This is a genomic window from Pseudomonas nunensis (genome assembly GCF_024296925.1).
Taxonomy (GTDB): Bacteria; Pseudomonadota; Gammaproteobacteria; order Pseudomonadales; family Pseudomonadaceae; genus Aquipseudomonas; species Aquipseudomonas nunensis.
The window spans coordinates 3,491,098-3,514,966 of the sequence record NZ_CP101125.1 but is presented as its reverse complement, the minus strand read 5'-3'; the positions used below and the strand labels follow the sequence as shown (position 1 = coordinate 3,514,966).

The following is a 23,869-nucleotide window of genomic DNA, read 5'->3' as shown; positions in this document are numbered from 1 at the left end:
GTAGGCCATGACGCCGTTACAACAATTCCAGAATGCGCTGGCCGAGGCGTTCGGCGGTGGCCTGGGAATCGATGTTGGCGAACCCAAGCAGCAGCGCCGAATCGGTCTGGCCACGAATGCTGAAATCGCTCAGCGCTTCGGCATAAATCCCTGCCTGCTGAAGGCGCTCGACCAGCGTGCGATCAGCTTGTTGATCCGTCAGCCGCAGAATCAAGTGCATGCCACCCGGTTGCGCATCAATGCGAATCCGCTCGCCCAAAACAGCCTTGAGCCCCCGCGCAGTCGCCTCCCGGCGTTCACCGTAGAGTTTTCGCATGCGCTGAATATGCCGGGCGAAATGGCCCTCGGTGAGAAACGTGGCGACGATGGCCTGGGTGAGTTCCGGGCAGTTGCCGAGGAAGGTCTGACCGACGTGCTCGAAGCGCTCGACCTGCGCCGGCGGCACCACCAGATACGAGAGGCGGATCCCGGGAAACAGCACCTTGCTGAACGTGCCGGCATACAACACCCGACCGTCGCGATCCAGGCTCTTGAGCGCGGGCAACGGGCGGCTGACGTAGCGGTATTCGCCGTCGTAGTCGTCCTCGACAATCCAGGCCTGCTCGCGGCTTGCCCACTCCAGCAACTCCAGCCTGCGCGGCAACGACAGCGACACGCACAGCGGACTTTGATGCGCCGGCGTGACCACCGCCGCACGGGCGCCCGTCGCGTTGTTCACCGCTTGTGCCACCTGCATGCCGTCCTGATCGACCGGCACCGGCACCGTTTCAATCTGCAGATGCGCGAGCAATTGCCGGGTCGGCAGGTAGCCAGGGTCTTCGACCAACACGCGGTCGCCGGGTTGGAGCAAGGTGTGGGCGATCAGCGTCAGTGAGTTGCGATAACCCGAGGTGATGAACACCTGGGACGGCGCGCAGGTAATGCCGCGAGCGACTTGCAGGTAAGTGGCAATCGCGATGCGCAACGATTCCAGCCCATACACCGACGGGTTGGCCATGTCCGTTACCTGCGTGGCGCGAACGCAACGGGCGCCGATCTGCGCCCAGATTTTCCTGGGAAAGGCGTCCAGCGCCGGCAAGGCCATTTGAAACGGCAGGATCGGCGCCTTGTGCCGGATCGAAGAGTTTTCGACCGTTCGCTCGGCGGCAGAAGAGGGCGCCCGCACATTGATCCCCGGCGCCACCACCGTGCCGGCCTGACCGCGCGCCTGAATGTAGCCTTCGGCGGTCAGCAAGGAATACGCCGTATCGATGGTGCCACGGGCCAGGCCGAGTTCTTTCGCCAATGCCCGGGCCGCTGGAATCCGCTCGCCCGGCGTGAGCGCGCCATCGGAAATCGCGCTGCGGAACCGCCAGTAGATTTGCCGGTAGATCGGTTCTTTGGACGCCGGGTCCAAGGGCGAAAAAGGCTTGCCGGGATTTGTCATTGCGCCTCGTGATGGTGGAAATACGTGTGCAGCGCCTGATCGGTCGCGGTCCTTGCCTGTGCGATCGCATCCGGGCCCAGGGCGGTGCCTTCGACTGTGAAGAAATTTAGATCATGCAGGCCGATCATGTTTAGCACGGCTTTGAGATACGGCGTCAAAAAGTCCGGCTGACGCGCACGCTCCCCGGAAAATCGCCCGCCCGAAGCAATGGCCACGAACACCGGACGATCGCGCAGCATCGGTGTTTTGCCTTGGGCGCCGACATTAAATGTCCGGCGCACCCGAGCGACGTGATCAATCCACACCTTCAATGCCGAGGGCACGGTGAAGTTGTGCATCGGCGTGCTGATGACCAGCACATCGGCGCTTTCCAGTTCGTTGATCAACGTTTCGGACTGGATAAAAGAACCCTCTTGAGAGACGTCTTCGAGCGATTGTTGGGAGATCGCGTAGTTCTCATCCACATGCGCGATGCCGCCGGCGCCTACCACTCGATTGATCAGTTCAGCGTTCGGATCGCGCTGCAATAAATGCCCGATCACTTTTTGCGACAGCCGATAGCTCTCGGACGATTGTCCGCGAGGGCTGCAACTGACATGCAGGATGTTCATGGTGTTTACCTTCCGGATGATCGACAGAGGCTCCCATGCTACGAACCCCATGACCCAGGCAAAAGATCCATGAAACGCCTTTGTGACTGGTCCATGAATCAAGGGTATGGCCCATGACAATAGGCGGATCATGGACCTTCACCGCTGGTCCATGAAGCACCACGATGGAGTCCTCAAATCAGCCAACAGAGGATTCATCATGACTAATCGCATCGACTACGCCAGCGCTTCTCCCGACGGTTACAAGGCATTCGGCGGCGTCTACGTCACCCTGCAAAAATCCGGTCTGCCCCACGAACTGATCGACCTCGTGTACCTGCGCGTCTCGCAAATCAACGGCTGCGCCTACTGCATCGACATGCACTCGCGGGACCTGATCAAACTCGGCGTCAGTGTGGAAAAACTGGTGCTGGTGCCGGTCTGGCGCGATGCCGGTGCCGTATTCAGCACCCGCGATCGCATCGCTCTCGCCTGGGCCGAAACCGTCACGAACGTGGCCGAAACCGGCGTGCCAGACGCGGACTATCAAGCCACCGCCGCCGAGTTCAACGACAAAGAACTGGCCGACCTGACTTACGCCATCGGCTTGATGAACGCCTTTAACCGCTTCGGCGTGACATTCCGCTCGATCCCTGCGGCGGCCAACAAAGCCTGAACCCTTTAGGCGAGCGCCGCGTCGGCGCTCGCTCACTTCTCATTTGCTAAACGATAGGAGTTGTCACCATGGCATGGTTATTACTAGGTCTCGCCGGCATCCTCGAAATCGCGTTCGCGTTTGCGATGAAAGGCTCGGAAGGCTTCACCCGATTAACCCCGGGACTCATCGCCGCCGCTACCGGGGTGTCGAGCGTCTACATACTTTCCATAGCGCTGCGTTCATTGCCGGTGGGCACGGCTTACGCGGTGTGGACCGGCATCGGCGCGGCGGGCACGGCGATTCTCGGGATGGCGATATTGGGGGATTCCACCACGCCGTTGCGGGTGCTTTGTATCGCGCTGATCTTGGGCGGCGTTATCGGGTTGAAGTTGGTGTCGGCGAATTGATCGGGTTCACATTTCATCGTCAACGATCAGAACGCCATTCAACCACTCCTGATTCATCGTCTCGGCATCTCCCAAATAATCCAGCAACCAGGTCATGGCGGGCGAAAGCTTGTTTTGATTCCACGCCACGCACGATGGGCTGGCGGCGAAGGGCCGTTGCAGGTTCAGGGCGACCAGTTCGCCTTGCTTGATCAGCGGGATCACCAGGTGCGCCGGCGCCATGCCCACGCACAAACCTTCACGCAAACAATCCAGGGCCGAGGCCCAATTTGGCACCACCAGCCGCCGCTGATTATCCAGCGACCAGGTATCGCGTTTCGGCAGGTGGCGCGAGGTGTCGTTCATGCACAGCGCGGGGTAGGGGCGCAGTTGATCGTCGTCCAGCGGACCGTCCATTGCCGCCAACGGATGCCCGGCGCTGGCCACGCACAACCAGTTCAACAGGCCCATGTCGCGAAAGCTGTAGTGACTGGCCACCGGCACCGCACTGGTGGCGCCGATCACGATGTCGGTGCGCTCATCGGCGAGGGCGTCCCACACACCGTTAAACACCTCGTAGCCGAGCAGCAATTCCACGTCGGGAAACTGTTTATAAAAATCCAGAACCAATTGCCGGCAGCGCTCCTGTTTAACGATGGCATCCACCGCGACTTTCAACTGGCCGCTCCAGCCGTTGGCCACTTGCTGGCACAGGCGTCGGGTGTCGAGCATGTTTTTCATGACCCCGCGAGCCTGCTCGATAAACAGCTTGCCGGCCGGCGTCAGCTCGACATCGCGATGCCGCCGCACAAACAGTGGCACCGCCAGCCATTGCTCCAGTTGGCGCACGGTGTAACTGACCGCCGACGGCACGCGGTGCAGCTCCTGCGCCGCCGCACTGAAACTGCCATGCCGAGCCACGGCATCCACCACATCGAGGGAATATTCAGACCACATTCAGTTGCCTTCAAAAATATTGATAAGACCGTCCAATTATTATCGCTTCACAGCAAAGTCTCACCGCCCATAATGGCACGCTGCTAACAAATTATTTGATTTGAAGATTCCGTTAGGGCGTTGATGAAAAACTCGTTTGGTTTCACCTGCTACTTGATTGGGCTGAGCGTGCTCGGCTACCTGGGCATGGACATGTATCTCCCGGCGTTCGGCGTCCTTGGCGGCGATTTGCACTTGTCGGCCGGCGCGGTCGGCGCGAGCCTGAGCATCTTCCTCGCCGGGTTTGCCGTCGGGCAATTGTTGTGGGGCCCGTTGTCCGACCGCATCGGCCGCAAACCTGTGCTGTTAATGGGCTTGAGCCTGTTCGCACTGGGCTGCCTCGGTATGTTTTGGGTTGAAACCGAAGTGCAACTCTGGGCGCTGCGCTTTATCCAGGCCGTCGGCGTGTGCTCGGCGGCGGTCAGTTGGCAAGCGCTGGTGATCGACCGCTACCCGCCACACCAGGCCAATCGCTTGTTCGCCGGGATCATTCCGCTGATGTCCCTGTCACCCGCACTCGCGCCTCTGCTGGGGGCGATGCTGCTCAATCACTGGGGCTGGCAGGCGATTTTTGCCGTGTTGCTCGGCATCAGCGTCGCATTGCTGGTGCCCACGGCGTTGCTCAAAACCACACCGAAACGCCTGACAGCCAGCGGCGAACGTTCCCGCATCAGTTTCGGAAAACTCCTCAAGACACCGGCCTTCAGCGGCAACGTGCTGATCTACGCTGCCTGCTCCGCCGCATTCTTCGCGTGGCTCACTGCCTCACCGTTCATCCTCGGCGGCATGGGCTACAGCCCCAGCGACATCGGCCTGAGCTACGCACTTCCAACCTTGGGATTCCTGATCGGCGGCTTTAGCTGCCGCAGTTTGCTGCAACGGATCAGCGGCCAACTGATGCTGCCGTGGCTGATCCTCGCGTTTTGCCTGAGCATGGTCGCGCTGTACCTGGTGGCGACGTTGACCACGCCGACCCTGACCACATTACTGATCCCGTTTTGCCTGATGGGCTTGGTCAACGGTGCCAGTTTCCCGATCATCATTACGAATGCGCTAATGCCATTCCCGGAAAATTCCGGCAAAGCAGCGGCACTGCAAAACGCGTTGCAACTGGGGGCGTGCTTTGGCGCGAGTTTGCTGGTGTCGACCTGGATCGAGCAGCCGTTGCAAACTGCGGTGATAGTGATGCTGGGGACCGTGCCGGTGGCGGTGTTGGGGTATTGGATTCAGGGACGCAAGCGAGGAGAGGTGGAACGGTTTGGGCGGGTTGAGACGGATCAGTAACAGAGTTCTGAAAACCCCAAACAAAACACGTTCTGTAGCAGCTGGCGAAGCCTGCGTTCGGCTGCGAAGCAGTCGCGAAATAGGTCAACGCGGTGCTTCAGGTAGACCGTGCACTCAGGTTTTACGACTGCTTCGCAGCCGAACGCAGGCTACGCCAGCTGCTACAGGTTGGGTTTAAGGCACGTACCGCGATGAACCCATTCATTTATGCGGTGCGGTTTTGGAACAGATGATCGGAACTGTCTTCAGCGATTGAGGCAGATCAGTAACGAAGTTCTGAAAATCCCAATAAAGCACGTTCCCTGTAGCAGCTGGCGAAGCCTGCGTTCGGCTGCGAAGCAGTCGCGAAATAGGTCAACGCGGTGCTTCAGGGAAACCGTGCACTCAGGTTTTACGACTGCTTCGCAGCCGAACGCAGGCTACGCCAGCTGCTACAGGTTGGGTTTAAGGCACGTACCGCGATGAACCCATTCATTTATGCACAGTGGTTTTGGATTAGATGATCGGAACTGTCTTCAGCGATTGAGGCAGATCAGTAACGAAGTTCTGAAAACCCCAAACAAAGCACGTTCCCTGTAGCAGCTGGCGAAGCCTGCGTTCGGCTGCGAAGCAGTCGCGAAATAGGTCAACGCGGTGCTTCAGGGAAACCGTGCCCTCAGGTTTTACGACTGCTTCGCAGCCGAACGCAGGCTTCGCCAGCTGCTACAGGTTGGGTTTAAGGCGTACCGCGATGAAACCATTCATTTATGCACAGTGGTTTTGGATTAGATGATCGGAACTGTCTTCAGCGATTGAGGCAGATCAGTAACGAAGTTCTGAAAACCCCAAACAAAGCACGTTCCCTGTAGCAGCTGGCGAAGCCTGCGTTCGGCTGCGAAGCAGTCGCGAAATAGGTCAACGCGGTGCTTCAGGGAAACCGTGCCCTCAGGTTTTACGACTGCTTCGCAGCCGAACGCAGGCTTCGCCAGCTGCTACAGGTTGGGTTTAAGGCACGTACCGCGATGAAACCATTCATTTATGCAGAGTGGTTTTCGATTAGATGATCGGAACTGTCTTCAGCGATTGAGGCAGATCAGTAACGGAACTCTGAAAATCCCAAACAAAACACGTTCCCTGTAGCAGCTGGCGAAGCCTGCGTTCGGCTGCGAAGCAGTCGCGAAATAGGTCAACGCGGTGTTTCAGGGAAACCGTGCACTCAGGTTTTACGACTGCTTCGCAGCCGAACGCAGGCTTCGCCAGCTGCTACAGGTTGGGTTTAAGGCACGAAAAAGCCCGGCTGATCAGGCCGGGCTTTTTGTTGAGTACCGCGATGAAACCATTCATTTATGCGGTGCGGTTTTGGATCAGGCGATCGGAACCACCTTCGGCAACGCGTTTTTCGAGCAGACGATCCGAACCACCTTCAGCAACGCGGTTCTCAATCAGACGATCAGAGCCACCCTCAGCAACGCGGTTCTCAATCAGACGATCAGAGCCACCTTCAGCAACGCGATTCTCGATCAGACGATCGGAACCACCTTCAGCAACACGATTCTCGATCAAACGATCCGAACCACCCTCAGCCACTCGGCTTTCAATCAAGCGATCGGAACCGCCTTCAGCGATCATGGTGCGAGAAGGCGCGGCAAAAGCGTTAACTGCGAAAACCGAGAAAGCGATGCTGAGAAGGATTTTGCGTTTCATGATGGTGTGCTCCGGGGGAGTTATTGGTTGGTATGGATGCGATGTTACGCCCCGGAATTTTTATGAGAACTTCATTGATGTGATGGTGACTATCGACGCGGGCAATGGTTGAGGAGGGCGCCTTTGCACTGGCGATTTTCCACCCTGAACCCGCGATTTAAGGTGCCGTCAGGCAAAAGTCAGATGATTCACTATTCTGTCATCACAGCCGATAGCCTTATGTGCAAGCGCCTTGCATCCACGACCAGCGGGAAATTATGCCGAACAATCTCGCCCCTATCGTCTCAACGCTCGCCAATCGATCGAGCCTTTCGCTGGCACGTGCCTCTCTATTCAAATTCGTGGGGCTGTTGGCGGCCGTGTTTTTACTGGCAAGCGGTTCGCTGATTTATCTCGCGCATGATCTGGACCGCACAGAAGAGGTCGAAAGCGCTTTCTATACAAAGAAGGCCGTGCAATCGCTGGAAAAATCCCTGCGCTCAACCGTCAAGGACTACGCCTTTTGGGGTGATGCCTACAAGCATCTGCACACGGATATAGACATTGACTGGGCCTACACCCGGCAAAACGTGGGTTCAACGCTGTACTCGGATTTTGGCTTCCAGGGGGTGTTTGTCGTCGACGACGCCAATCGCTCCGTTTACTCCGTGATCAAGGGTGAGCTCAAGCCCGTTGACGCCGCCGAGTGGCTGGAGCAGTCCTCCTGGCCGGGATTCTCGATAAAGCACGTGCCGGCGCCGAGACAGAAACGCCTACAACCACCTTCATCAATGTGAAAGGCATACCCACCCTCATCGCGGCCGCCGCCATTACCCCGGGAACCGACCCGAGCGTAGTGCCTGACGAGAAGCCGCCGTCGGTGTTGATTTTCGTGGATATGTTGAACAGCACCAAGCTGGCCCTGATCGGCGACGATTTCGGGGTCGATCGCCTGCACGCCGCCACGCCTGACGAAATGGGCACAACATCATTCCTTGCATTGGGCGATGACGGCACGGCCGGTCGCCTGCACTGGAGTTCATCACAGCCCGGCCTGCGTTTATTGGGGGTAGGGCTGCCATTGATCGGCATCGCTGCGCTGTTGGTGTGCCTGATGACCTGGTTCATTTTGCGCCGTGCGACCGCCGCGGCGCAGGCACTCGATGCCAGCTACACATTGCAGCAACGCAGCCAGGAAGCGCTCGCTACCAGCGAAGCGCGTTTTCGCGACGTGGTTGAAGCCAGTTCGGACTGGGTCTGGGAGATCGATGCCGACTGGCGTTTGACCTTCTTGTCCGAGCGATTCGAAGTCGTTACCGGACTTTCCAGAGACGCCTGGACCGGAGCTGTGATCGATGATCTGTTGCATCTCGAATCCGGCACGTTGTCGCAGTGGCTCAGCATCCCGAAGCGCCGCCCCGACATCAGCGTCCAGTGTCGCTATATCGACAGCAACGGTCAGGAGCGAATCACCCGTCTCTCGGCTCGAGAAATGACCGGGGACGGATTCCGCGGGACCGCGACCGATGTCACAGAGGAAGTTGAAGCCCGTCGCCGGATCGAATTCCTCTCGCAGCACGACGCCTTGACCGGGCTCCCCAACAGGACGCGTCTTCAGGAGTTTCTTGACGGCAAACTCAAGGCGCTGCCGACGGCGGAGCAACCGTTGATCATGCTCAGCCTGGACCTGGATCGGTTCAAACCGGTCAATGACTTGCTCGGGCACGCCGCCGGTGATTTGGTCCTTAACCAGGTATCGACTCGCCTGGCCGACTGCGTGCGCGATGGGGACCTTGTCGCGCGTGTCGGGGGCGATGAATTTGTCCTGATCCTCACGGATGTCAGCACCCAGGACGAGGTCGAGGCGCTCTGTCGTCGCCTGATCGAGTCGATTGAGCGGCCTATAGTAATTGGCGAGCAAGAAGTGTTCGTCAGCGCCAGTATCGGCATTGCGATGGCGCCAACGGACGCTTTTGAGGCGGCCGAGCTGCTTCGTTACGCGGACATTGCGTTGTACGAGGCCAAGGCTGGAGGGCGCAATACCTGGCGCTTCTACGCGGGTGACATGAACGCCAGGATCATTGAGCGACGTCGCCTGGAAAGTGACCTGCGCTATGCGATCAAACACGGTGAACTGCGCCTGCATTTCCAGCCTCGCTATCGAATCGCCGACGGTCAGATGGTCGGTGCCGAAGCGTTGGTTCGCTGGCAACACCCCGTACGCGGGTTAATTCCGCCCGACACGTTTATCCCGATTGCCGAAGAGTCCGGGCTGATTCTCGCGTTGAGCAACTGGGTCATCAATACCGCCTGCAACTGCGCCGCCCAGTGGCCGAACAGTTTGTTCGTTTCCATCAACCTTTCACCGATCGAATTCAGGCAAGGCAACCTGATCGAGCGCATTCAGCAAACCCTGCACGACTCGGGCATCGACCCCGCCCGGGTAGAGTTGGAAATCACTGAAAGCGTCATGCTTGAAGATGCCGCTGGTGCGCTGGAGGTAATGCGAACGCTCAAGCGCCTCGGCGTGCGGATATCCATGGACGACTTCGGCACGGGATATTCGTCGCTGAGTTACCTGCGCGAATTCCCTTTCGACGGCCTGAAAATCGACCGCAGCTTTTTGAGTCGACTGGTTGAAAGCGAAGATGACAAGGCGATCGTCCAGGCCATCGTCGGGTTGGGGCGTGCGTTATCGCTCACCGTGACGGCAGAGGGAATTGAAACGGCGGAGCATCTGCGATTGCTGAAAGCGGTGTCCTGCGATGAAGGTCAAGGCTACTACTTGAGCCGGCCGCTGGAGATTGGGGCGTTCAACGCGTTGGTGGAACATGCAGGAGCCAAAAGCATCGTTTGAATCGCCTCAGTTGGATGCTGATGGCTAATTGATTTCAAAATGTTACCGCTGCCACGGTTTTTTTGTTAGATTGCGCGCCTCAAAAATTAACCAGGGATGCGTTATGTTTTTTGTTATTTGGCAAGGATGGGGCCTTCTGGCAGTTGTTATCCCGCTACTCTGCGTCATACCTTTCGCCGGGCTCGGCAATGGGCTCGGGCTGGGTGTCGGTCTACTGCTCGGTGCGGCCGTCAACGCCTATGTTGGCCACCGGATGAACAACCAGCCGGGCAAGGTCTACATCGATAGAGATACTGGCGGCGAAGTTGTCTTCCGCAAGAAACACACGCTGTTCTTTGTGCCGATGCAGTACATCTCGGTACTGTGGGTGGTGATGGGTATCTTCATGTTGTTGAATGCGCACTAAGACCTGATTTCAGATACAAAAAAGCCCGGCTTATAAGACCGGGTTTTTTATTGTCTTGAATTTGCAGCGTCATCGACAGGCAAAGCAGTGCCTTAATAAGTCGCGACACAATGGCTTAAGATCATCGACGCTGGAATGGACCTCTCGACTCAAGGACGCGACATCTATGGAAACTGGCTTTTCTCAAATTAGCGAGCGTTTGAACAATCGCCGATTTACGGTAGCGGGTAACGCGCACGGGGTATCCGGCGCAGGCACCGTATTTCATTACCAGGTCGAAGACGCTGCCATTTCGGGTACTTACCAGGGCGGCCGGATACGAATGGGGCATCAAGTCGGGCGCGTGACAGGTCCCGATAGCATCGAGCTGCTTTATCACTGCTTGACGACGGATGGCGAGATGCTTGCCGGCTGGTCTCGCGGCACGGTTGGCGTTGATGACGCAGGGCGTACCACGTTGGCTTTCGTGTGGGGCTGGTTGTCGGGCGCGAGTGGGGGCGGGGAGTCGAGCTACGTCGAGTTAGTCGCATAGTGGAGTTTCAGATGTGAAAAAGCCCGGCTGATCAGGCCGGGCTCTTTGTTGGGGACTGCTTTAAAGCTATTTACTTATGCGGTGCGATTCTGGATCAGACGGTCGGAGCCACCTTCAGCGACGCGTTTTTCCAGCAGACGATCAGAGCCACCTTCAGCGACGCGGTTCTCGATCAGACGATCCGAGCCACCTTCGGCAACGCGTTTTTCCAGCAGACGATCCGAACCGCCTTCAGCGACGCGATTCTCGATCAGACGATCCGAGCCACCTTCGGCAACGCGTTTTTCGAGCAGACGATCCGAGCCACCTTCAGCAACGCGGTTCTCAATCAGACGATCGGAACCACCTTCGGCAACGCGTTTTTCCAGCAGACGATCCGAACCACCTTCAGCAACACGATTCTCGATCAACCGATCCGAACCACCCTCAGCCACACGACTTTCAATCAACCGATCCGAACCACCTTCGGCGATCATTGTGCGAGAAGGCGCTGCAAAAGCGTTAACTGCGAAAACCGAGAAAGCGATGCTGAGAAGGATTTGGCGTTTCATGATCGTGTGCTCCGGGTGTTGTTAGTTGGGTATGGAGCGGATGTTACGCCGAGGATTTTTTATGAGAACTTCATTGACGTGATGGTGACTATCGACGTTGGCGATGGTTGAACAACCATCGCCTGCACCTGAGTCCAACGGCTCTCTTATCGTCAGAAACTGTACTTCGCCGTCAGCCGATAACTGCGCGGATCGCCATAGGTATCCGTGGAGCCCCACACAGTGCTGCTGCCAATCGCCGCGTAGTAAACGCGGTCGAAGATGTTGTTGGCGTTCAGTTGCAAGTCCAGATGCTTGGTCACCTGATAACCCGCCATCAAGTCGGCCACGGCGTAGCTGCCTTGTTCAAGCCGATAAGTCCCATTGGCCACAGCGACGTCGTTGTACATGCGGCTTTGCCAATAGACGTTGCCACCCACACGGAGTTTTTCCAGCTGGCCCTGGAGGTGGTAGACGGTCGAAAGCTTGAACAGATGCTCAGGCGTGTCAGTCTCGAAACGCTGATTCTTGTTGGCCGGGTCGGAGTCCTTGATGTAGTGGGCGCGGGTGTAGGTGTAGCCGGCGCCGACCTGCCAGTTTTCGGTCAGCGCGCCTTGCAGTTCCATGTCGATCCCTTGGCTGCGCACCAGGCCGGAGGCTTCGTAGCAGGTCAGGACCGGGCAACCCAGTTGAGTGGCGGCTTCGGTGGAGCGGTTTTTCTGGTCGGTCTGGAACACCGCGAGGCTGGCGTTGAGCGCGCCATCGAAGTACTCGCCCTTGATGCCGATTTCGTAGTTTTCTCCCACGATCGGATCAAGCAATTTGCCGGAAAGATCCTGCGAGGTTTGCGGTGTGAAAATGTCGGTGTAGCTGGCGTACACGGAATGGTGATCGTCGAGCTTGTAGATCAGGCCGCCGTAGCGCGTCAGGTTGCGCGTGACCTTATAGTCGCCGTCCCCCGAGCGGTCGTCGTAGTCATACCAGTCCAGGCGGCCGCCGAGAATCAACGTGAGCGGATCAGCCAGGCTCAAGCGAGTGGTCAGGTAAACGGCGTCCTGAGTGGTGATGTTGTGGGTTTTGCCGTCACGCACGAAATCCGGTTTCGGCGCGCCGATCGGCAACCCGGTGTCGTAAGGGCTGTAGTTTTTGCTGGTGTTGTCGTAAATGCGCTTGCTGGTGCCGATCACCACCTCATGCGTGCGCCCGAACGCTTCCACCGGGCCGCTGGCATAGGTATCGAACGCGGTCTGCTTTTCGTCCTGCCTCGATTGCCACGCAGTAGTCTCCAGCGGACCGTCGTAGCGCGACAGGTAAGTCCCGGAGAACATGCCGTCCAGCGTTGACGTCGAGCCAGCGAAGTGCAATTTCCAGTCATTGTCGAAGCTATGCTCGATGTCACCGAACACCGTGTCGACCCGCAGCTTTTTGTTTTCCCAATCCGTGCCGGGATACGTGGAGCGGGGCAGATTCAGGTGGTGACCGTCCGTGCCGAGCGGCAAACCGCCCCAGAAGAAATTGGTCTGGTCCTCTTGGCGAGAGAAGCCCAGGGACGCGGTGGTACTGTCGCTCAGATCCGCTTCCGCAATCCCGTAAAACAGGCCGTGGTCGCTTTGCTCCTTGTCGCGGAAACTGTCGGCATCCCGGTAAGAACCGACCATCCTTCCGCGCAACGTACCGCTGTCGTTGAGCGGACCGGAAGCATCAAACTCGCCGCGATAATCATCCCAACTGCCGGCCGCACCCGTCAGGCTGAGCTGCGGCGTGAACGTCGGGCGTTTGCGCACCATATTGATCGCCGCCGACGGATTGCCAGCGCCGGTGACCAGCCCCGTGGCACCGCGAATCACCTCCACGCGATCAAACATCGCCAGGTTAGGCTGCACGCCCATGGTGTAGCCCGAATAGGAACTCGGCAGACCGTCGTACATGATGTTGTCGATGTCGAAACCGCGAGAACTGTAAGTCTGACGACCCGGCCCGCTGGACTGACTGAGGAACAGGCCGGGCGTGTTCTTCACCACATCGTTCACGCTGGTCATGGCCTGATCGTCCATGCGCTGACGGGTAATCACCGTCACGGCTTGCGGGGTTTCACGCATGGTCAACGGCAACTTGGTGGCAGTCTGCATCGGCCCGGTGGTGTAGGAACCGGTGCCTTCGGTGGTCGCACCCAGCTGCTCGCTGGTGATGCTGGTTGCATCCAGTACCAGCGTTGCGGGCGGGTTCGCGGTTTCAGCGGCGATAGCGGCATGAGTGCTTGCGAAGTAGATGGCAACGGCCAGAAGACCAGGTGAAAAAGGCGTGCGGCTTTGCGGTTGATGCCCAAGCATGAATCTGACTCTCCCTGACGGCCGTCCTTGGCAATGATAATCGTATTGAGAATTATTCTCGCGAGTGTGTCAGATTGTTTCGCTTGTAAAAACCCTTTGCGGACAGGGATTTAACAAATTTTTCACATTTGCAGAGTGAAGGACGGCGCATCAGGAAGGGCTGGCCGGGCAATCAGACGGGGTCGCTGGGGCGCAAATACGAGCGGAAATCACGATGATGGGTGCGCTGCAAACAACCGAAATTCATTACGCGCAAACCCAAAAAAGGGCGCCATCACGGCGCCCGTTTTTATCATTCAAATCGAACAAGCAACCATCAACCCTCTTGAGGCCAACGATCCTCTATTTCAAACCAGGAGGCTTTCGACGAGACACACACGTGTTTCTGCTTGGGCGGGTTGAACGGCGTATCAAGCGTACCGACCGCAATCGAAATCCAATCCGCAAACGCACCATTCGAATCCGACCAGAACAACGAAGTCCCACAGCTCGAACAAAACTGCCGCGTGACCCCGGCTGACGATTGATAACGCTTCAGCGCGTCGACACTGCTCGCGATGGAAATGTCCGACCGGGGAACGCTGGCGTACGTCGCGAATGCGGCGCCATGGGCCTTTCGGCATTTGCTGCAATGACAGTGGGACACGGCTTTTAGTTGACCCGAAACTTCATAGCGCACCGCGCCACAGAGACAGCTGCCTTGATGAAATTCATCCATGTTCATCGGTTACTCGACAAAAGAAGGGGAGAGGCAAGACCCACCATGCTACGGCATCACGGACACAAAAAAACGGGCGCCATCACAGCGCCCGTTTTCATTTACGCCTTAACCTGCGCCCGCAAACGCCGACCGATCACATCCATCAAGTCGCAACCGTCGCGTAATGGAATGACTAACAGCTTGGAGAAGTCTGCCAGTACCACCGTGTCGCAACCGGCCTCGGCGCGGTAGGCGATGTTTTCCAGTACCTGCGTGACCGTGCGAATACGGTAATCGGCCATGGCTTGCAGGACGTCGAGTGGAGCGTGGGTGTCGATGAGCAGGGAAGCCGGGACCAGGTCGATTCCGGTGATAGGCACGTATTAGCACTCCCCACAAAGCGCAGCTAACGCTCATAAGTCGCCACCCCCCGAAGCAGCCGCCAAACGGGTTTACATTTTACAATCGGAATTTCTTGAATACTTTTTGGAGTTACGCTGAACTGCCCTTTGATCTCGGCTTCGGATGGACCTGTCTAAAGACCAGGGAGGAAGCCTCACAGGATTTCGACCTCGCTCTCCTGAAGCCAGCCAGCAGCAACTACGTTTCGCTTGGCCAGGGTCGGCTGGGGTGTGTATACGACAATCGCCAGGCTTTTTTCAGCCCGACTACACGTCACGTAAAGTAGCCTACGAGTACGTGCTAGTGCATTGTCCTTGCCGTCACGCTCGTTGTCCCGATCAGTCTTCGTTGGTTCTTTTACACCCAGCAATTTGTCGTAGCTGAATAAGAAGCCGCCTGCCTCCTCATCGTTGATGACAACCATGACCCGTGGAAACTCTAGTCCCTTTACACCTTGATGTGTGCCATAGGGTGAAAGGCCATCCGCATAACTCGCAAAGGCTGCCAGCTCCGAAAATGGACGCTCAAGGAATTGCTGATAGGCGTAGTTGGTCATCGCGTTCGTATCTTCAGGATCTGGAGCCTCACCAGGAGCTCCCAACACCATTGCCCCAACCAGATTGTCAGGGACATCAAGCAGTTGGGTTTGCAGCAGAAGCGTTGCGACCTCGATCAGTGTTGGATCGTTTGATTCGAAAAGGGCGAGCAGGGCATGCGTCGCGTCCTCTACATGCTGCATGTGAGCCGATTGATCCCCTGTTGATTGCATCGCGTCCTTGCTGAGCAAGGGTGAGCGAGAGCGTACGGCTTCAAGCAGAAGGAAGTGATCATCCTTTGCGGTAAGGATGGGAAGAACGCCTTCGCTGAAAACGCGAAGTGCGGGCAGGGTTCCATCCAGCAAGCCTGTTTGAAGGTGCTCAACCGCGTATAGGGGCGTGAACAGTTTCTCGAAGCCCATCCGCCGTCCAGCCATCTTATGTTCGAGGATCAAGGTCTTTCGGCCATCAGGGCCGGTGGCCCATTCGCCGTCGTTGGTTATTGCAGCCATCGAATGAGCGATGCCTTCCTCAAGATTTGGTGCCTGTTCTTGGCTTTGACTAATGCAGTACATGCGCACTACACCTTCAATGGCATCAGGCTTTGAGGTCTGCTGATGAGTGTCTGCAGTGCTTCGAATTACGTTGATCAGGTCGACCACTCTACGAGGGCAGCGGCGATTAACGACTTTTTCAGGTTTCAGCCAGTCACCCGGTATCGCTTTATCAAGGCGCGTTACTCCATGGCCGTAAATCTGTTGCATGGTGTCGCCCATTAGCCCTAGGCAGAAGCGTGTCTGCGCCAATTGCTGGACCTTCAGAAAAGCCTGCATTACTGGAGCGTGGGTGTCCTGGCTTTCGTCGATCAATACAACTGGGTAGCGGTCTACCAGAACATCCAACAAAGGGCGTTCAGGAACGAATGCTGCAGTTAATTTGATTACCTCATCGTGATTAAGTGCTTGCCGCTCTCTATTGTCACCCGTGGGGCTGTAGACGAACTTCGTAATCTCGTCGAGAGTCTCAAGTCTGCGGGTTTTGCTTTGTAGCTTCCGTCTGTTTCCTCGAGAGGTTTTATTGTCACCTCTCGAGCGGGCTAGCTCGCCCTCGATCTTCTCAATGTCCTGGGCAAGTTTGATCCTTAGCCACTCTCTGATCTCGTTGTCGAATCCTTGGATTAGACGCCATGCGAACGCGTGAATGGTCGAGACTTCCACGAGTGAATCGAACTCTAGCCTCCGAAGAATTTCGTCGCAGGCCGCATTTGTATAGGTGATCACCGCAATGCGCCGGCCCTCGAACGTCAGGCGTTCTCGCTCGCGATTTTTGAGTTCGCGGATAGCCTCTACTAGTGAGTGAGTTTTTCCTGAGCCGGCACCTGCGTAAAGAAAAAAACTCTTCGGATTTGTCAAGTTCAGGCAGGCCTGCATAGTGGTGTCGGCATCCGCGACCGCTGCCTCGCTCATGGCGTTACCTCCGCGGCCTCGGGCGGAATTACCAGCAGCTCTCTTTGCTTGCTTCGCAATTTGGAATCAAGCCAGTTGAGGCCTTCACTGATGTATTCAGGGATTTTTAGGCTGGGAAAGTTTTTGTCAGCTAAAACGAGTAACACAAACTCTGCTTTCTTTCCTTCGCGTAATTCGTTGAAAAAACCTTCCCCGACAGCTTCCGATGTTTGCGATTCATTCAAAACTTTAACGAAAGCCTTCATTAAACCGGTTGTCCCTGTCTTTTCCGCAAAGTGACCAGCGTTGCTAAGCACAAAGCTGTCTTCAAAGGTATTTGGAAGAGCTTGTATTGCTTCACCAGAAGCCGGCAGGTGGGTGGGAATAGGAGTTTGATAGGCGATGCGTACCGAGTACAGTTCGTCGATCTCGTGCTCTTTTTGGTTCGCAGGCAGCTCAAGCAACTCATCCACTGTGCTGCCCAGATGCATCAGCTTCATCCAGCTCCGCAATGTCGGGTTGTTCGTAATCTGATTTGCGTTTCTTTGCACCGGTTTTGCGGCTTTATTAAGCCCTGCATCGAGGTCTGTAATAACAAGGGTGAGTATGCCAAGGGCGTCAACTAAAGGTCTTAGTCGGTGTGCGTGACTGCCACCGATATCGAGGGTTGTGATGTAGCAGCGGTCAAGAAATGGAAACTTATTCCGCAAAAAATGCGGCAGCATCATTCGCTCTGCTGAGCCCTCTACCAAGATAACGGCGTCGGCGAAGAATATGTCTGCGTGCTGTGCCCGCAGATACCTAGTTACGAACTCTTTCGTCTTTGTTTCTTCGCCGAAAACGTTAGAGAGATTAGAGACCGTCGACACCGGTACGCCGATGCCATACATTCCAGCTGGGAGTCGCCTGAAGTACCTAAGGTTCTGGTACTCCACTTCATGAGTTACATGGCTAGAGTGCGTGCTCACCAAAAGCTGGGTCTTCAGATTTGGGTAGCGTTCAAGCAAAGCGTCTCGGCATAGAACTTGGTAGGCGTGTCGCACGAACACCTGTTGCACTTGAACATGAAGGTGGGCCTCAGGCTCCTCAATGAGCACGAGGTGGATGGGCTCGACCCGGTCTATAACTTCCGTGCTGGCGGCTCTGGTTTTTCTTAGCCACTCATCCCTGAAACCCATCAGCCGGAAAATCATAGATATCAGGTTTTGATATCCCAACCCGTTAGCGGTCTCTGGTAGATGAAGTGGAGGGGCTCCTGGGGCGCCCTGAATTGAATCCAACTCAAAAAGGACGGCCGCTTCATGATTCATGCCGTCAGTTGTTGCCAGGCGACTTTTGACTTTGATGCGTGGGTCATTTCGGCCGGGGTAGCCCAATCCCTCGACCTCTCTAATAGCAGTGTCGAAGCTGCTACTTAGCCTGGTATCGAATGCCGACTGTGCTGCTTCTATCGCCCGCAACGCTTCGAGATCTGAGATATCTGGGCTGTCACCTGGATCAAGGTGTCGGGAGTAATAGGATCTAAGTTGTTCCGAGAGTTTTCGAGCGCCGCTGGGTCTAGCGTTGTCGCCTTGATTGTCGTCCGAATGGTCGCCGAATCCCCGCTGTGCATTGATCTCATGTACTCGAATTAATCCACTGAGGGGATTGCTTTCTAGGGGCAGGGTAGTAGGACTCAGTTGCTGCATTTGAGCCATTCGAGTCGACTTGTCAGGCTTCTTAAGTTGTTGCGGATCTAGGCGGTACCAACGAATCTTGAATTTATCTCCAAGGCGACGGTTCAAGTAATCATGAAGGCTCTGCGGCCATAGTGTCAGCGGGCTACCAGGCGGGTCTTCCTTCCCTATAGCATCCTCAAGCTCTGCAACCCTAGCGCGCTCCTTGCGATAGTCCGTGTACAGCGTATTCATATCATCTGGTTCAAGCAGGAAACGCATTCCCACAAGCCCCCCGCGCCACGCAAAGCTGGGTATAAGATCGCGAATGAAGTGGAACTCTCCTTGGTCTGCCGACACCCAGATATCCAGACTAGGGAGCCAGTCTGTCCAGTCCTTGGCTGTAGGAATTTCAAAGTTTGCTGGTGGGTTCTCCCACTCTTTACCAATTTCGTACAGCTTGGCGAGATGACAAAGAGTCAAGTCCTGGAGCCGAAAAGCAGAAGCCTTCGAAACCAAAAATCTCCGGAGTGCGAGCATGGCTGAGGATTTGCCGCTGTTGTTTGCACCTACAAGCAGCGTGGTCTCATTAGCAAAGTCAATTCGCACAGAAAGCAGTTTTCGGAAGTTGGATATCTCTACGTGCTGGATGCGCATGGATCGTCCTTGAAAACCTGAGGAGTATCAGTCTGCTATCAATGTAGCTGCCTATAACAATAAAAGAGAAAAAATGGAGACATATTTATTTTTGCGGCACTAATCGACTGCTATGTGCCGAAACCATACATTCTTTTCGCTACCCAAATCTTCAAAATAGGAACGCATCGATGCCCGCCCCCTAGCGTAGAATCCCCAAAGCCCCAGCCCACCCCGAGACGGAGCCTCAATGCAAACCCCCACCCACCCAGCCCCCCTCTGGAAAACCTACCTCCTTTTCCTAGCCCCCATGGTCCTCTCCAACTTCCTCCAATCCATGTCGGGCACGATAAACAGCATCTACATCGGCCAAATGCTAGGCACCCAAGCTTTAGCAGCGGTGTCGGGCATGTTCCCCATCGTCTTCTTCTTCATCGCCCTGGTCATCGGCCTCGGCGCGGGCGCGGGTGTGCTCATCGGCCAGGCTTGGGGCGCTCGTGAAACGCATCTGGTGAAAACCATCGCCGCCACAACCCTGTTGTTGGGCGCGATGATCGGGTTGGTCGCGGCGGTGTTGGGCAGTGTGTTCGCAAGGCCTGCCTTGCAAGGCTTGGGCACCCCAGCCGATGTGCTGGACGACGCGGTTTCTTACGCGCACGTGATGATGTGGATCATGCCGTCGCTGTTGGTCTACGTGTTGTTTACGCAGTTGCTGCGCGGGGTGAGTGATACGGTTTCGCCGTTGGTGGCGTTGGTCGTTTCGACGTGCATCGGTTTGGCGCTGACTCCCGCCTTGATAAAAGGTTGGCTGGGTTTTGCGCCGATGGGGATTCAGAGTGCGGCGTACGCGGGGTTGGCGGGGAATTTGGCGGCGATGGGGTGGTTGGCGTGGCGGTTGATTCGCAAGGGGCATCCGTTGGCGCCGGATCGGGAGATGTTTGCGGCGATGCGGTTGGACCTGGAGATTCTGGGCAAGGTGTTGCGTATCGGGTTGCCGACCGGGTTGCAGATGGTGGTGTTGTCGGCGTCGGAGTTGGTGATTCTGGCGTTGGTGAATCAGCACGGTTCGCAGGCGACGGCGGCGTACGGGGCGGTGACGCAGATTGTGAATTACGTGCAGTTTCCGGCGTTGTCGATTGCGATCACCGCGTCGATTCTTGGCGCGCAGGCGATTGGGGCGGGACGGCTGGAGCGGATCACGCCGATTTTGCGCACCGGGTTGTTGATTAACGTGTGTTTGACCGGTGGTTTGGTGTTGTTGGGTTATTTGTTGTCGCACTGGTTGTTGGGGTTGTTCCTGACCGAGGACTCGACTCGGGCAATGGCTGAGCATCTGTTGCACATCATGTTGTGGAGTTTGTTGGTGTTTGGCTTCCAGGCGATTATCGGCGGGATCATGCGCGCCAGCGGCACGGTGTTGATACCGATGGCGATTTCGATTGTTTGCGTGCTGTGTGTGCAGTTGCCGGTGGCGTATCTATTGGACGCGAAGTACGGATTGCAGGGTGTGTGGATGGCGTTTCCGGTGGCGTATCTGGGGATGTTGGCGTTGCAGACGGCTTACTACAAGTTTGTCTGGCAGCATCAGAAGATTGAGCGGTTGGTGTAGTCAGGCTGAGTTTGTGGGTATCGCGGCTTAGTATTCGGGTAAAAAAAATGGGTCACCGTGCAAACGGTGGCCCATTTTTTCGTGCGGCTTGATTTGACTCAGCTACAGCCTTGCTCGAACTCTTCGAGCATGTCCGAGCGGATCAGCGCTTCTTCATCTTCGGCGTGGATGGCGTCCACTTGTTTTTGTACGCAAGCATCAATGTCTGCTTGGGACTTTTTATTGGCGACTGCCGTTGCCGCCGTCGCAGTGACTGCTTGATTCGCGGTGGGCGGGTCGATTAATGCTACGAACTGAACGTTGTAGGGTTCTTCGTAACTGCTGTCGGTGAAGAAGTCCGGATCTTCCTCCACTGACGGACTGCCGTAACCGGACATGCGCAAGTCGATTACACCCATCTTGCCTGGATGGTCGGGGCGCTGTGTTTTGGACAGCCTTACGATGGCGCCGGTGAGTTTTCCGTCAGTCCATTGGAGATGCGCAAGTAACTGGCCCTTTTCGTCAAAGATACGTTCAATGCCGTCCTTCTCGACGCTCTGATTGGTACGGTAATTATCCTTGCCGATCCCTTGGTACTGGCTTTCAACTTTGCCGTTGAGCCACACCGTACGGGTGGCGCTGACCAGTTTGCCGCGGTTCCATTCCAACACCCGAGTCAGTTCACCGGTCTTGGCATCCCAATACTGTTCTGTGCCTTGTTTGGCCAGGGTATCGAGGTCCCAGATATTGGTATTTTCTTTGGTTTCGATCTGACTGACGTGGTAGGTCTGACGACCGTCTTCGTACTTGTTTTGTATAAAGGATTGGCGAACACCGTTACTGAACACGCTTTCTTTCAGAACGTTGCCCAAGTAGTCGAAGTCTTTCTGCGGGCCGTTCTGGACGCCATTGATGTAGTTTTCTTCGCCGCTGATGTAGTACTTGTTGTTGTGAATGCTAAACGATTGCTGAACACCGTGCTCCTTGCCATTGAGCAAGTTACGACGGTGTTCGCCGCGGTTGTCGAAGCCGGTTTGCACGCCGTTTTGCCAGTCCAGCGAGGTGATCAGGGTTTTGCCCGAGGCGTCCCAGAGTTTTTCCGTGCCGGCTTGCTTGCCCGCGATGTAATGCGTTTCGCCGATCAGGTCACCGGTCTGCGCATTGAACAATTCCTGGACGCCGTCCAACTGACCTTTGGCCCAGTGGCCGCGGCTGGTCATCTTGGTGGTTTTTGGATCGTATTTTTCGTCACTTCCGTCACGCTTGCCAGCCTCGAAATGAGCCACGCCTACCAACGTACCGGCATTGTCGGAACAGCGCATTTCGCCGTCTGGCAGGCCTTTTTTGATATCGACACTGCAGGCCCCGACGCTGTACAGCCCCATCACCGACATCGGGAAGTTCAGGATTCGGCCGGTAAACGGATCTTTCTCGTGAATCTTGTAGATCAGGCCCTGGATTTCATGGGTCTGGCGGTTGTCGACTTCCTCAGTAAAACAACCCGACAGTGACAGGCACGACAACAGGACAACACCTAAAGACAAAACGCGGGGAGGGCGATGAAACACCAGAATCTCCTTATTCATTGGCCGATCAGCAACTGCCAGACCGAGAGGGCGGCCATTGTAATGTATGGCCTATTGCCAGGCCATCATGTTGAGCGGTTGGTCAGAGGTTTAAGACTCAGGATCGAGCCCTTACATCCTCCCGGTTGGCTGCTAGGCTTGATATCACCGCAGGAAACGGTCGCTCCGATCCTGTGATTCAGGTGCTCCCACTGGCAGGGAATGATCATGAAACAGGGCAAACGGATTGTTATTTTCCCCTTCGATAATTTGACGGGTCAGGCCACTCAGACAAAGAAGAACTGGACGGCCGCCCGACGCAGCAAACTGGATAAAATCAGGGACATCGAGACGGGAAAGATCCCTGCGGGCTTTGAACCCTATAAGTTTTTTCATCTGGGCCAACTTGAAGAGCTCAAACTGGCGATTGCCGGGTGTGCCGGCCCTGAAGATCAGATTTATGTGTGTGGTCACTGCGCGCCGGGGGTGGACCTGATTGCCAAGGATGTGGGTGGCAAGGTCGGCCTGAAGTCTGCGGAACTGGCTTATATATTCGCAAAGACGTTACTGCTTACCGAGGCGTTTGCCGGAACAATCAAAATCTATGCGTGTTTTTCCGGCGTTCCGGACGCCGATAACAAGTCGTTTGCTGCACGGTTCAAAAACATCATGGGCAGGGCCAAGTATAAAAATTGCCAGGTGATAGGTTACTCAATGAATCTGAGCGACTATCTGGGCGAGCACAAAATGGCTTATCAGGACGATCACCCGAAAGCCAAGGTTGCCGGTTCCATGATGGCGAAGTTTGAGGCGGGCGAACTCAGCCAGTCCGAGATCGACGCGCTTAATTACCCACGATCCAAATCGGCGCAGGTGCCGATTTAAAGGTTTGAAATCGGCAGTGTTTTCAAGCCTTGCGGCGTTTGAATATGCGCCACCAAGTAAGGCTTCGCAGTCGCCTCCAACGCATGAAGATGAACCGGGCCGGAAAAGTTGATCGCGGTGAGTATCGCCTGGACTTTTTCGGGATCGGGATCGAACACCTCCAGCGCTACCAGCGAACAGCCTCGATCCAGCATGGCACTTGCGGGGTGGGGTGTTTGTGACCATTGAATCAGCGTCGGTGCTGATCCGTTCAGGGGCAAGCGGCCGTCGGCGGGGATGGTGATTTGCCAGGACAAGGTGCCTCGGGTCATGGGTTCGGGGTTGCCCATGATGTCGCGGCAGGCATCGTTTAGGGCTTGGATGTCGTCGGTGCGGGCGACCCAAGTTGCCAGGCGTGGCGGCGTATCAAAATCCAATTCATCCATGCCAAACCAGCGCGGCCGGTCGGGGCGTTGGGCGGATGGGTCGATGGCGATCACTTCCAGGTAGATGTCGGGACCGAGGCGCAGCAGACGGTTGTGGGTGCCCATGCGTGGGTGGGCGCCGCCGGGTTGCAGGTCGACGCCGAGGGCGTTGGTCACGAAGGCGCAGCCGGCGTCGAGGTCGGGGGCGACGATGGCGAGGTGGTCGAGGGTGCTGTTCATGTGCTCCGTGCCTTTGTGGGGATTTGCCTGCCGGGATCTATTTCAGGTTTATACACCGTCCATTGTGGGAGCGGGCTTGCTCGCGAAGGCGGGGTGTCAGTCGATGAAGATGTTGACTGATACGGCGCCTTCGCGAGCAAGCCCGCTCCCACAGGG

General features: G+C 56.4%; 19 protein-coding genes and 1 pseudogene. 8 read left to right on the top strand and 12 right to left on the bottom strand.

Features of this window, described 5'->3' with window-relative positions:
- Positions 1-16: 16 nt before the first annotated feature.
- Both pdxR and NK667_RS14975 read right to left on the bottom strand, forming a co-directional pair.
- On the bottom strand, positions 17-1,426 hold the full coding sequence (gene pdxR / locus NK667_RS14980; protein ID WP_054615266.1) for a MocR-like pyridoxine biosynthesis transcription factor PdxR: 1,410 nt from the start codon (positions 1,424-1,426) through the stop codon (positions 17-19).
- Entirely contained in the window at positions 1,423-2,169 is a 747-nt protein-coding gene (locus NK667_RS14975; RefSeq protein WP_236708598.1) for an FMN-dependent NADH-azoreductase, read from the bottom strand. Before NK667_RS14975 ends, pdxR begins: the two co-directional genes overlap by 4 nt.
- A 67-nt stretch (positions 2,170-2,236) precedes the next feature.
- Between NK667_RS14975 and NK667_RS14970 the strand changes: the two genes are divergently transcribed.
- Together NK667_RS14970 and NK667_RS14965 are read left to right on the top strand one after the other, a co-directional pair.
- Positions 2,237-2,692, top strand: a complete 456-nt coding sequence (locus NK667_RS14970) for a carboxymuconolactone decarboxylase family protein (RefSeq protein WP_054615264.1) — start codon at positions 2,237-2,239, stop codon at positions 2,690-2,692.
- 68 nt (positions 2,693-2,760) lie between these two features.
- Positions 2,761-3,081, top strand: coding sequence for a DMT family transporter (locus NK667_RS14965; RefSeq protein ID WP_054054943.1), 321 nt, complete (start codon positions 2,761-2,763; stop codon positions 3,079-3,081).
- Positions 3,082-3,087: 6 nt separating this feature from the next.
- On the opposite strand, the gene punR is transcribed toward NK667_RS14965, so the two are convergent.
- On the bottom strand, positions 3,088-4,017 hold the full coding sequence (punR, locus tag NK667_RS14960) for a DNA-binding transcriptional activator PunR (protein ID WP_054615263.1): 930 nt from the start codon (positions 4,015-4,017) through the stop codon (positions 3,088-3,090).
- 123 nt (positions 4,018-4,140) lie between these two features.
- On the opposite strand from punR, the gene punC reads away from it, so the two are divergent.
- A complete protein-coding gene (gene punC / locus NK667_RS14955) occupies positions 4,141-5,340 on the top strand; it encodes a purine nucleoside transporter PunC (RefSeq protein ID WP_054615262.1) in 1,200 nt (399 codons plus the stop codon).
- A gap of 1,323 nt (positions 5,341-6,663) precedes the next feature.
- On the opposite strand, the gene NK667_RS14950 is transcribed toward punC, so the two are convergent.
- Positions 6,664-7,023: a hypothetical protein gene (locus tag NK667_RS14950; protein ID WP_054615261.1), complete on the bottom strand. Its 360-nt coding sequence runs from the start codon at positions 7,021-7,023 to the stop codon at positions 6,664-6,666.
- A gap of 257 nt (positions 7,024-7,280) precedes the next feature.
- On the opposite strand from NK667_RS14950, the pseudogene NK667_RS32560 reads away from it, so the two are divergent.
- The 3 genes and pseudogenes from NK667_RS32560 (at position 7,281) to NK667_RS14920 (ending at position 10,797) form a co-directional block, all read left to right on the top strand.
- A pseudogene (locus tag NK667_RS32560) lies at positions 7,281-9,859 on the top strand (bifunctional diguanylate cyclase/phosphodiesterase).
- A gap of 103 nt (positions 9,860-9,962) precedes the next feature.
- The gene (locus NK667_RS14925; protein WP_054615260.1) at positions 9,963-10,265 is read left to right on the top strand and encodes a hypothetical protein; all 303 of its coding nucleotides are present in this window, start codon (positions 9,963-9,965) and stop codon (positions 10,263-10,265) included.
- A 166-nt stretch (positions 10,266-10,431) separates the two neighbouring features.
- A complete protein-coding gene (locus tag NK667_RS14920) occupies positions 10,432-10,797 on the top strand; it encodes an avidin-fold protein (RefSeq protein ID WP_054615259.1) in 366 nt (121 codons plus the stop codon).
- A gap of 74 nt (positions 10,798-10,871) precedes the next feature.
- Here NK667_RS14920 and NK667_RS14915 read toward each other — a convergent pair whose 3' ends face one another.
- From NK667_RS14915 to NK667_RS14890, 6 genes are all read right to left on the bottom strand, one after another.
- Positions 10,872-11,348, bottom strand: a complete 477-nt coding sequence (locus NK667_RS14915) for a hypothetical protein (RefSeq protein ID WP_054615258.1) — start codon at positions 11,346-11,348, stop codon at positions 10,872-10,874.
- A gap of 152 nt (positions 11,349-11,500) precedes the next feature.
- The gene (locus NK667_RS14910; protein ID WP_054615257.1) at positions 11,501-13,657 is read right to left on the bottom strand and encodes a TonB-dependent siderophore receptor; all 2,157 of its coding nucleotides are present in this window, start codon (positions 13,655-13,657) and stop codon (positions 11,501-11,503) included.
- Positions 13,658-13,973: 316 nt separating this feature from the next.
- On the bottom strand, positions 13,974-14,375 hold the full coding sequence (locus NK667_RS14905; protein WP_083471372.1) for a GFA family protein: 402 nt from the start codon (positions 14,373-14,375) through the stop codon (positions 13,974-13,976).
- A gap of 101 nt (positions 14,376-14,476) precedes the next feature.
- Positions 14,477-14,737: a hypothetical protein gene (locus NK667_RS14900; RefSeq protein WP_054615256.1), complete on the bottom strand. Its 261-nt coding sequence runs from the start codon at positions 14,735-14,737 to the stop codon at positions 14,477-14,479.
- A gap of 176 nt (positions 14,738-14,913) precedes the next feature.
- Complete coding sequence (locus tag NK667_RS14895; protein WP_054615255.1) at positions 14,914-16,761, bottom strand: UvrD-helicase domain-containing protein; 1,848 nt, start codon at positions 16,759-16,761, stop codon at positions 14,914-14,916.
- On the bottom strand, positions 16,758-19,052 hold the full coding sequence (locus NK667_RS14890; RefSeq protein WP_054615254.1) for an AAA family ATPase: 2,295 nt from the start codon (positions 19,050-19,052) through the stop codon (positions 16,758-16,760). Before NK667_RS14890 ends, NK667_RS14895 begins: the two co-directional genes overlap by 4 nt.
- A 229-nt stretch (positions 19,053-19,281) precedes the next feature.
- Here NK667_RS14890 and NK667_RS14885 point away from each other — a divergent pair, with 229 nt between their 5' ends.
- Positions 19,282-20,640, top strand: a complete 1,359-nt coding sequence (locus tag NK667_RS14885) for an MATE family efflux transporter (protein ID WP_249574241.1) — start codon at positions 19,282-19,284, stop codon at positions 20,638-20,640.
- Positions 20,641-20,738: 98 nt separating this feature from the next.
- Here the strand turns inward: NK667_RS14885 and NK667_RS14880 are convergent, their stop codons facing one another.
- Positions 20,739-22,187: a toxin-antitoxin system YwqK family antitoxin gene (locus NK667_RS14880; protein ID WP_152980962.1), complete on the bottom strand. Its 1,449-nt coding sequence runs from the start codon at positions 22,185-22,187 to the stop codon at positions 20,739-20,741.
- A 225-nt stretch (positions 22,188-22,412) separates the two neighbouring features.
- Here NK667_RS14880 and NK667_RS14875 point away from each other — a divergent pair, with 225 nt between their 5' ends.
- Positions 22,413-23,069: a hypothetical protein gene (locus tag NK667_RS14875; RefSeq protein ID WP_054615251.1), complete on the top strand. Its 657-nt coding sequence runs from the start codon at positions 22,413-22,415 to the stop codon at positions 23,067-23,069.
- On the opposite strand, the gene NK667_RS14870 is transcribed toward NK667_RS14875, so the two are convergent.
- Positions 23,066-23,713 (bottom strand): VOC family protein, encoded by a 648-nt coding sequence (locus tag NK667_RS14870; protein WP_054615250.1) that lies wholly within the window; start codon positions 23,711-23,713, stop codon positions 23,066-23,068. The genes NK667_RS14875 and NK667_RS14870 overlap by 4 nt on opposite strands.
- Positions 23,714-23,869: the final 156 nt, after the last annotated feature.

Coding starts and splice junctions, on each gene's coding strand:
- pdxR (WP_054615266.1), bottom strand. CDS start 1,426: ATGACAAATCCCGGCAAGCCTTTTTCGCCCTTGGACCCGGCGTCCAAA.
- NK667_RS14975 (WP_236708598.1), bottom strand. CDS start 2,169: ATGATCCGCCTATTGTCATGGGCCATACCCTTGATTCATGGACCAGTC.
- NK667_RS14970 (WP_054615264.1), top strand. CDS start 2,237: ATGACTAATCGCATCGACTACGCCAGCGCTTCTCCCGACGGTTACAAG.
- NK667_RS14965 (WP_054054943.1), top strand. CDS start 2,761: ATGGCATGGTTATTACTAGGTCTCGCCGGCATCCTCGAAATCGCGTTC.
- punR (WP_054615263.1), bottom strand. CDS start 4,017: ATGTGGTCTGAATATTCCCTCGATGTGGTGGATGCCGTGGCTCGGCAT.
- punC (WP_054615262.1), top strand. CDS start 4,141: ATGAAAAACTCGTTTGGTTTCACCTGCTACTTGATTGGGCTGAGCGTG.
- NK667_RS14950 (WP_054615261.1), bottom strand. CDS start 7,023: ATGAAACGCAAAATCCTTCTCAGCATCGCTTTCTCGGTTTTCGCAGTT.
- NK667_RS14925 (WP_054615260.1), top strand. CDS start 9,963: ATGTTTTTTGTTATTTGGCAAGGATGGGGCCTTCTGGCAGTTGTTATC.
- NK667_RS14920 (WP_054615259.1), top strand. CDS start 10,432: ATGGAAACTGGCTTTTCTCAAATTAGCGAGCGTTTGAACAATCGCCGA.
- NK667_RS14915 (WP_054615258.1), bottom strand. CDS start 11,348: ATGAAACGCCAAATCCTTCTCAGCATCGCTTTCTCGGTTTTCGCAGTT.
- NK667_RS14910 (WP_054615257.1), bottom strand. CDS start 13,657: ATGCTTGGGCATCAACCGCAAAGCCGCACGCCTTTTTCACCTGGTCTT.
- NK667_RS14905 (WP_083471372.1), bottom strand. CDS start 14,375: ATGGATGAATTTCATCAAGGCAGCTGTCTCTGTGGCGCGGTGCGCTAT.
- NK667_RS14895 (WP_054615255.1), bottom strand. CDS start 16,761: ATGAGCGAGGCAGCGGTCGCGGATGCCGACACCACTATGCAGGCCTGC.
- NK667_RS14890 (WP_054615254.1), bottom strand. CDS start 19,052: ATGCGCATCCAGCACGTAGAGATATCCAACTTCCGAAAACTGCTTTCT.
- NK667_RS14885 (WP_249574241.1), top strand. CDS start 19,282: ATGCAAACCCCCACCCACCCAGCCCCCCTCTGGAAAACCTACCTCCTT.
- NK667_RS14875 (WP_054615251.1), top strand. CDS start 22,413: ATGAAACAGGGCAAACGGATTGTTATTTTCCCCTTCGATAATTTGACG.
- NK667_RS14870 (WP_054615250.1), bottom strand. CDS start 23,713: ATGAACAGCACCCTCGACCACCTCGCCATCGTCGCCCCCGACCTCGAC.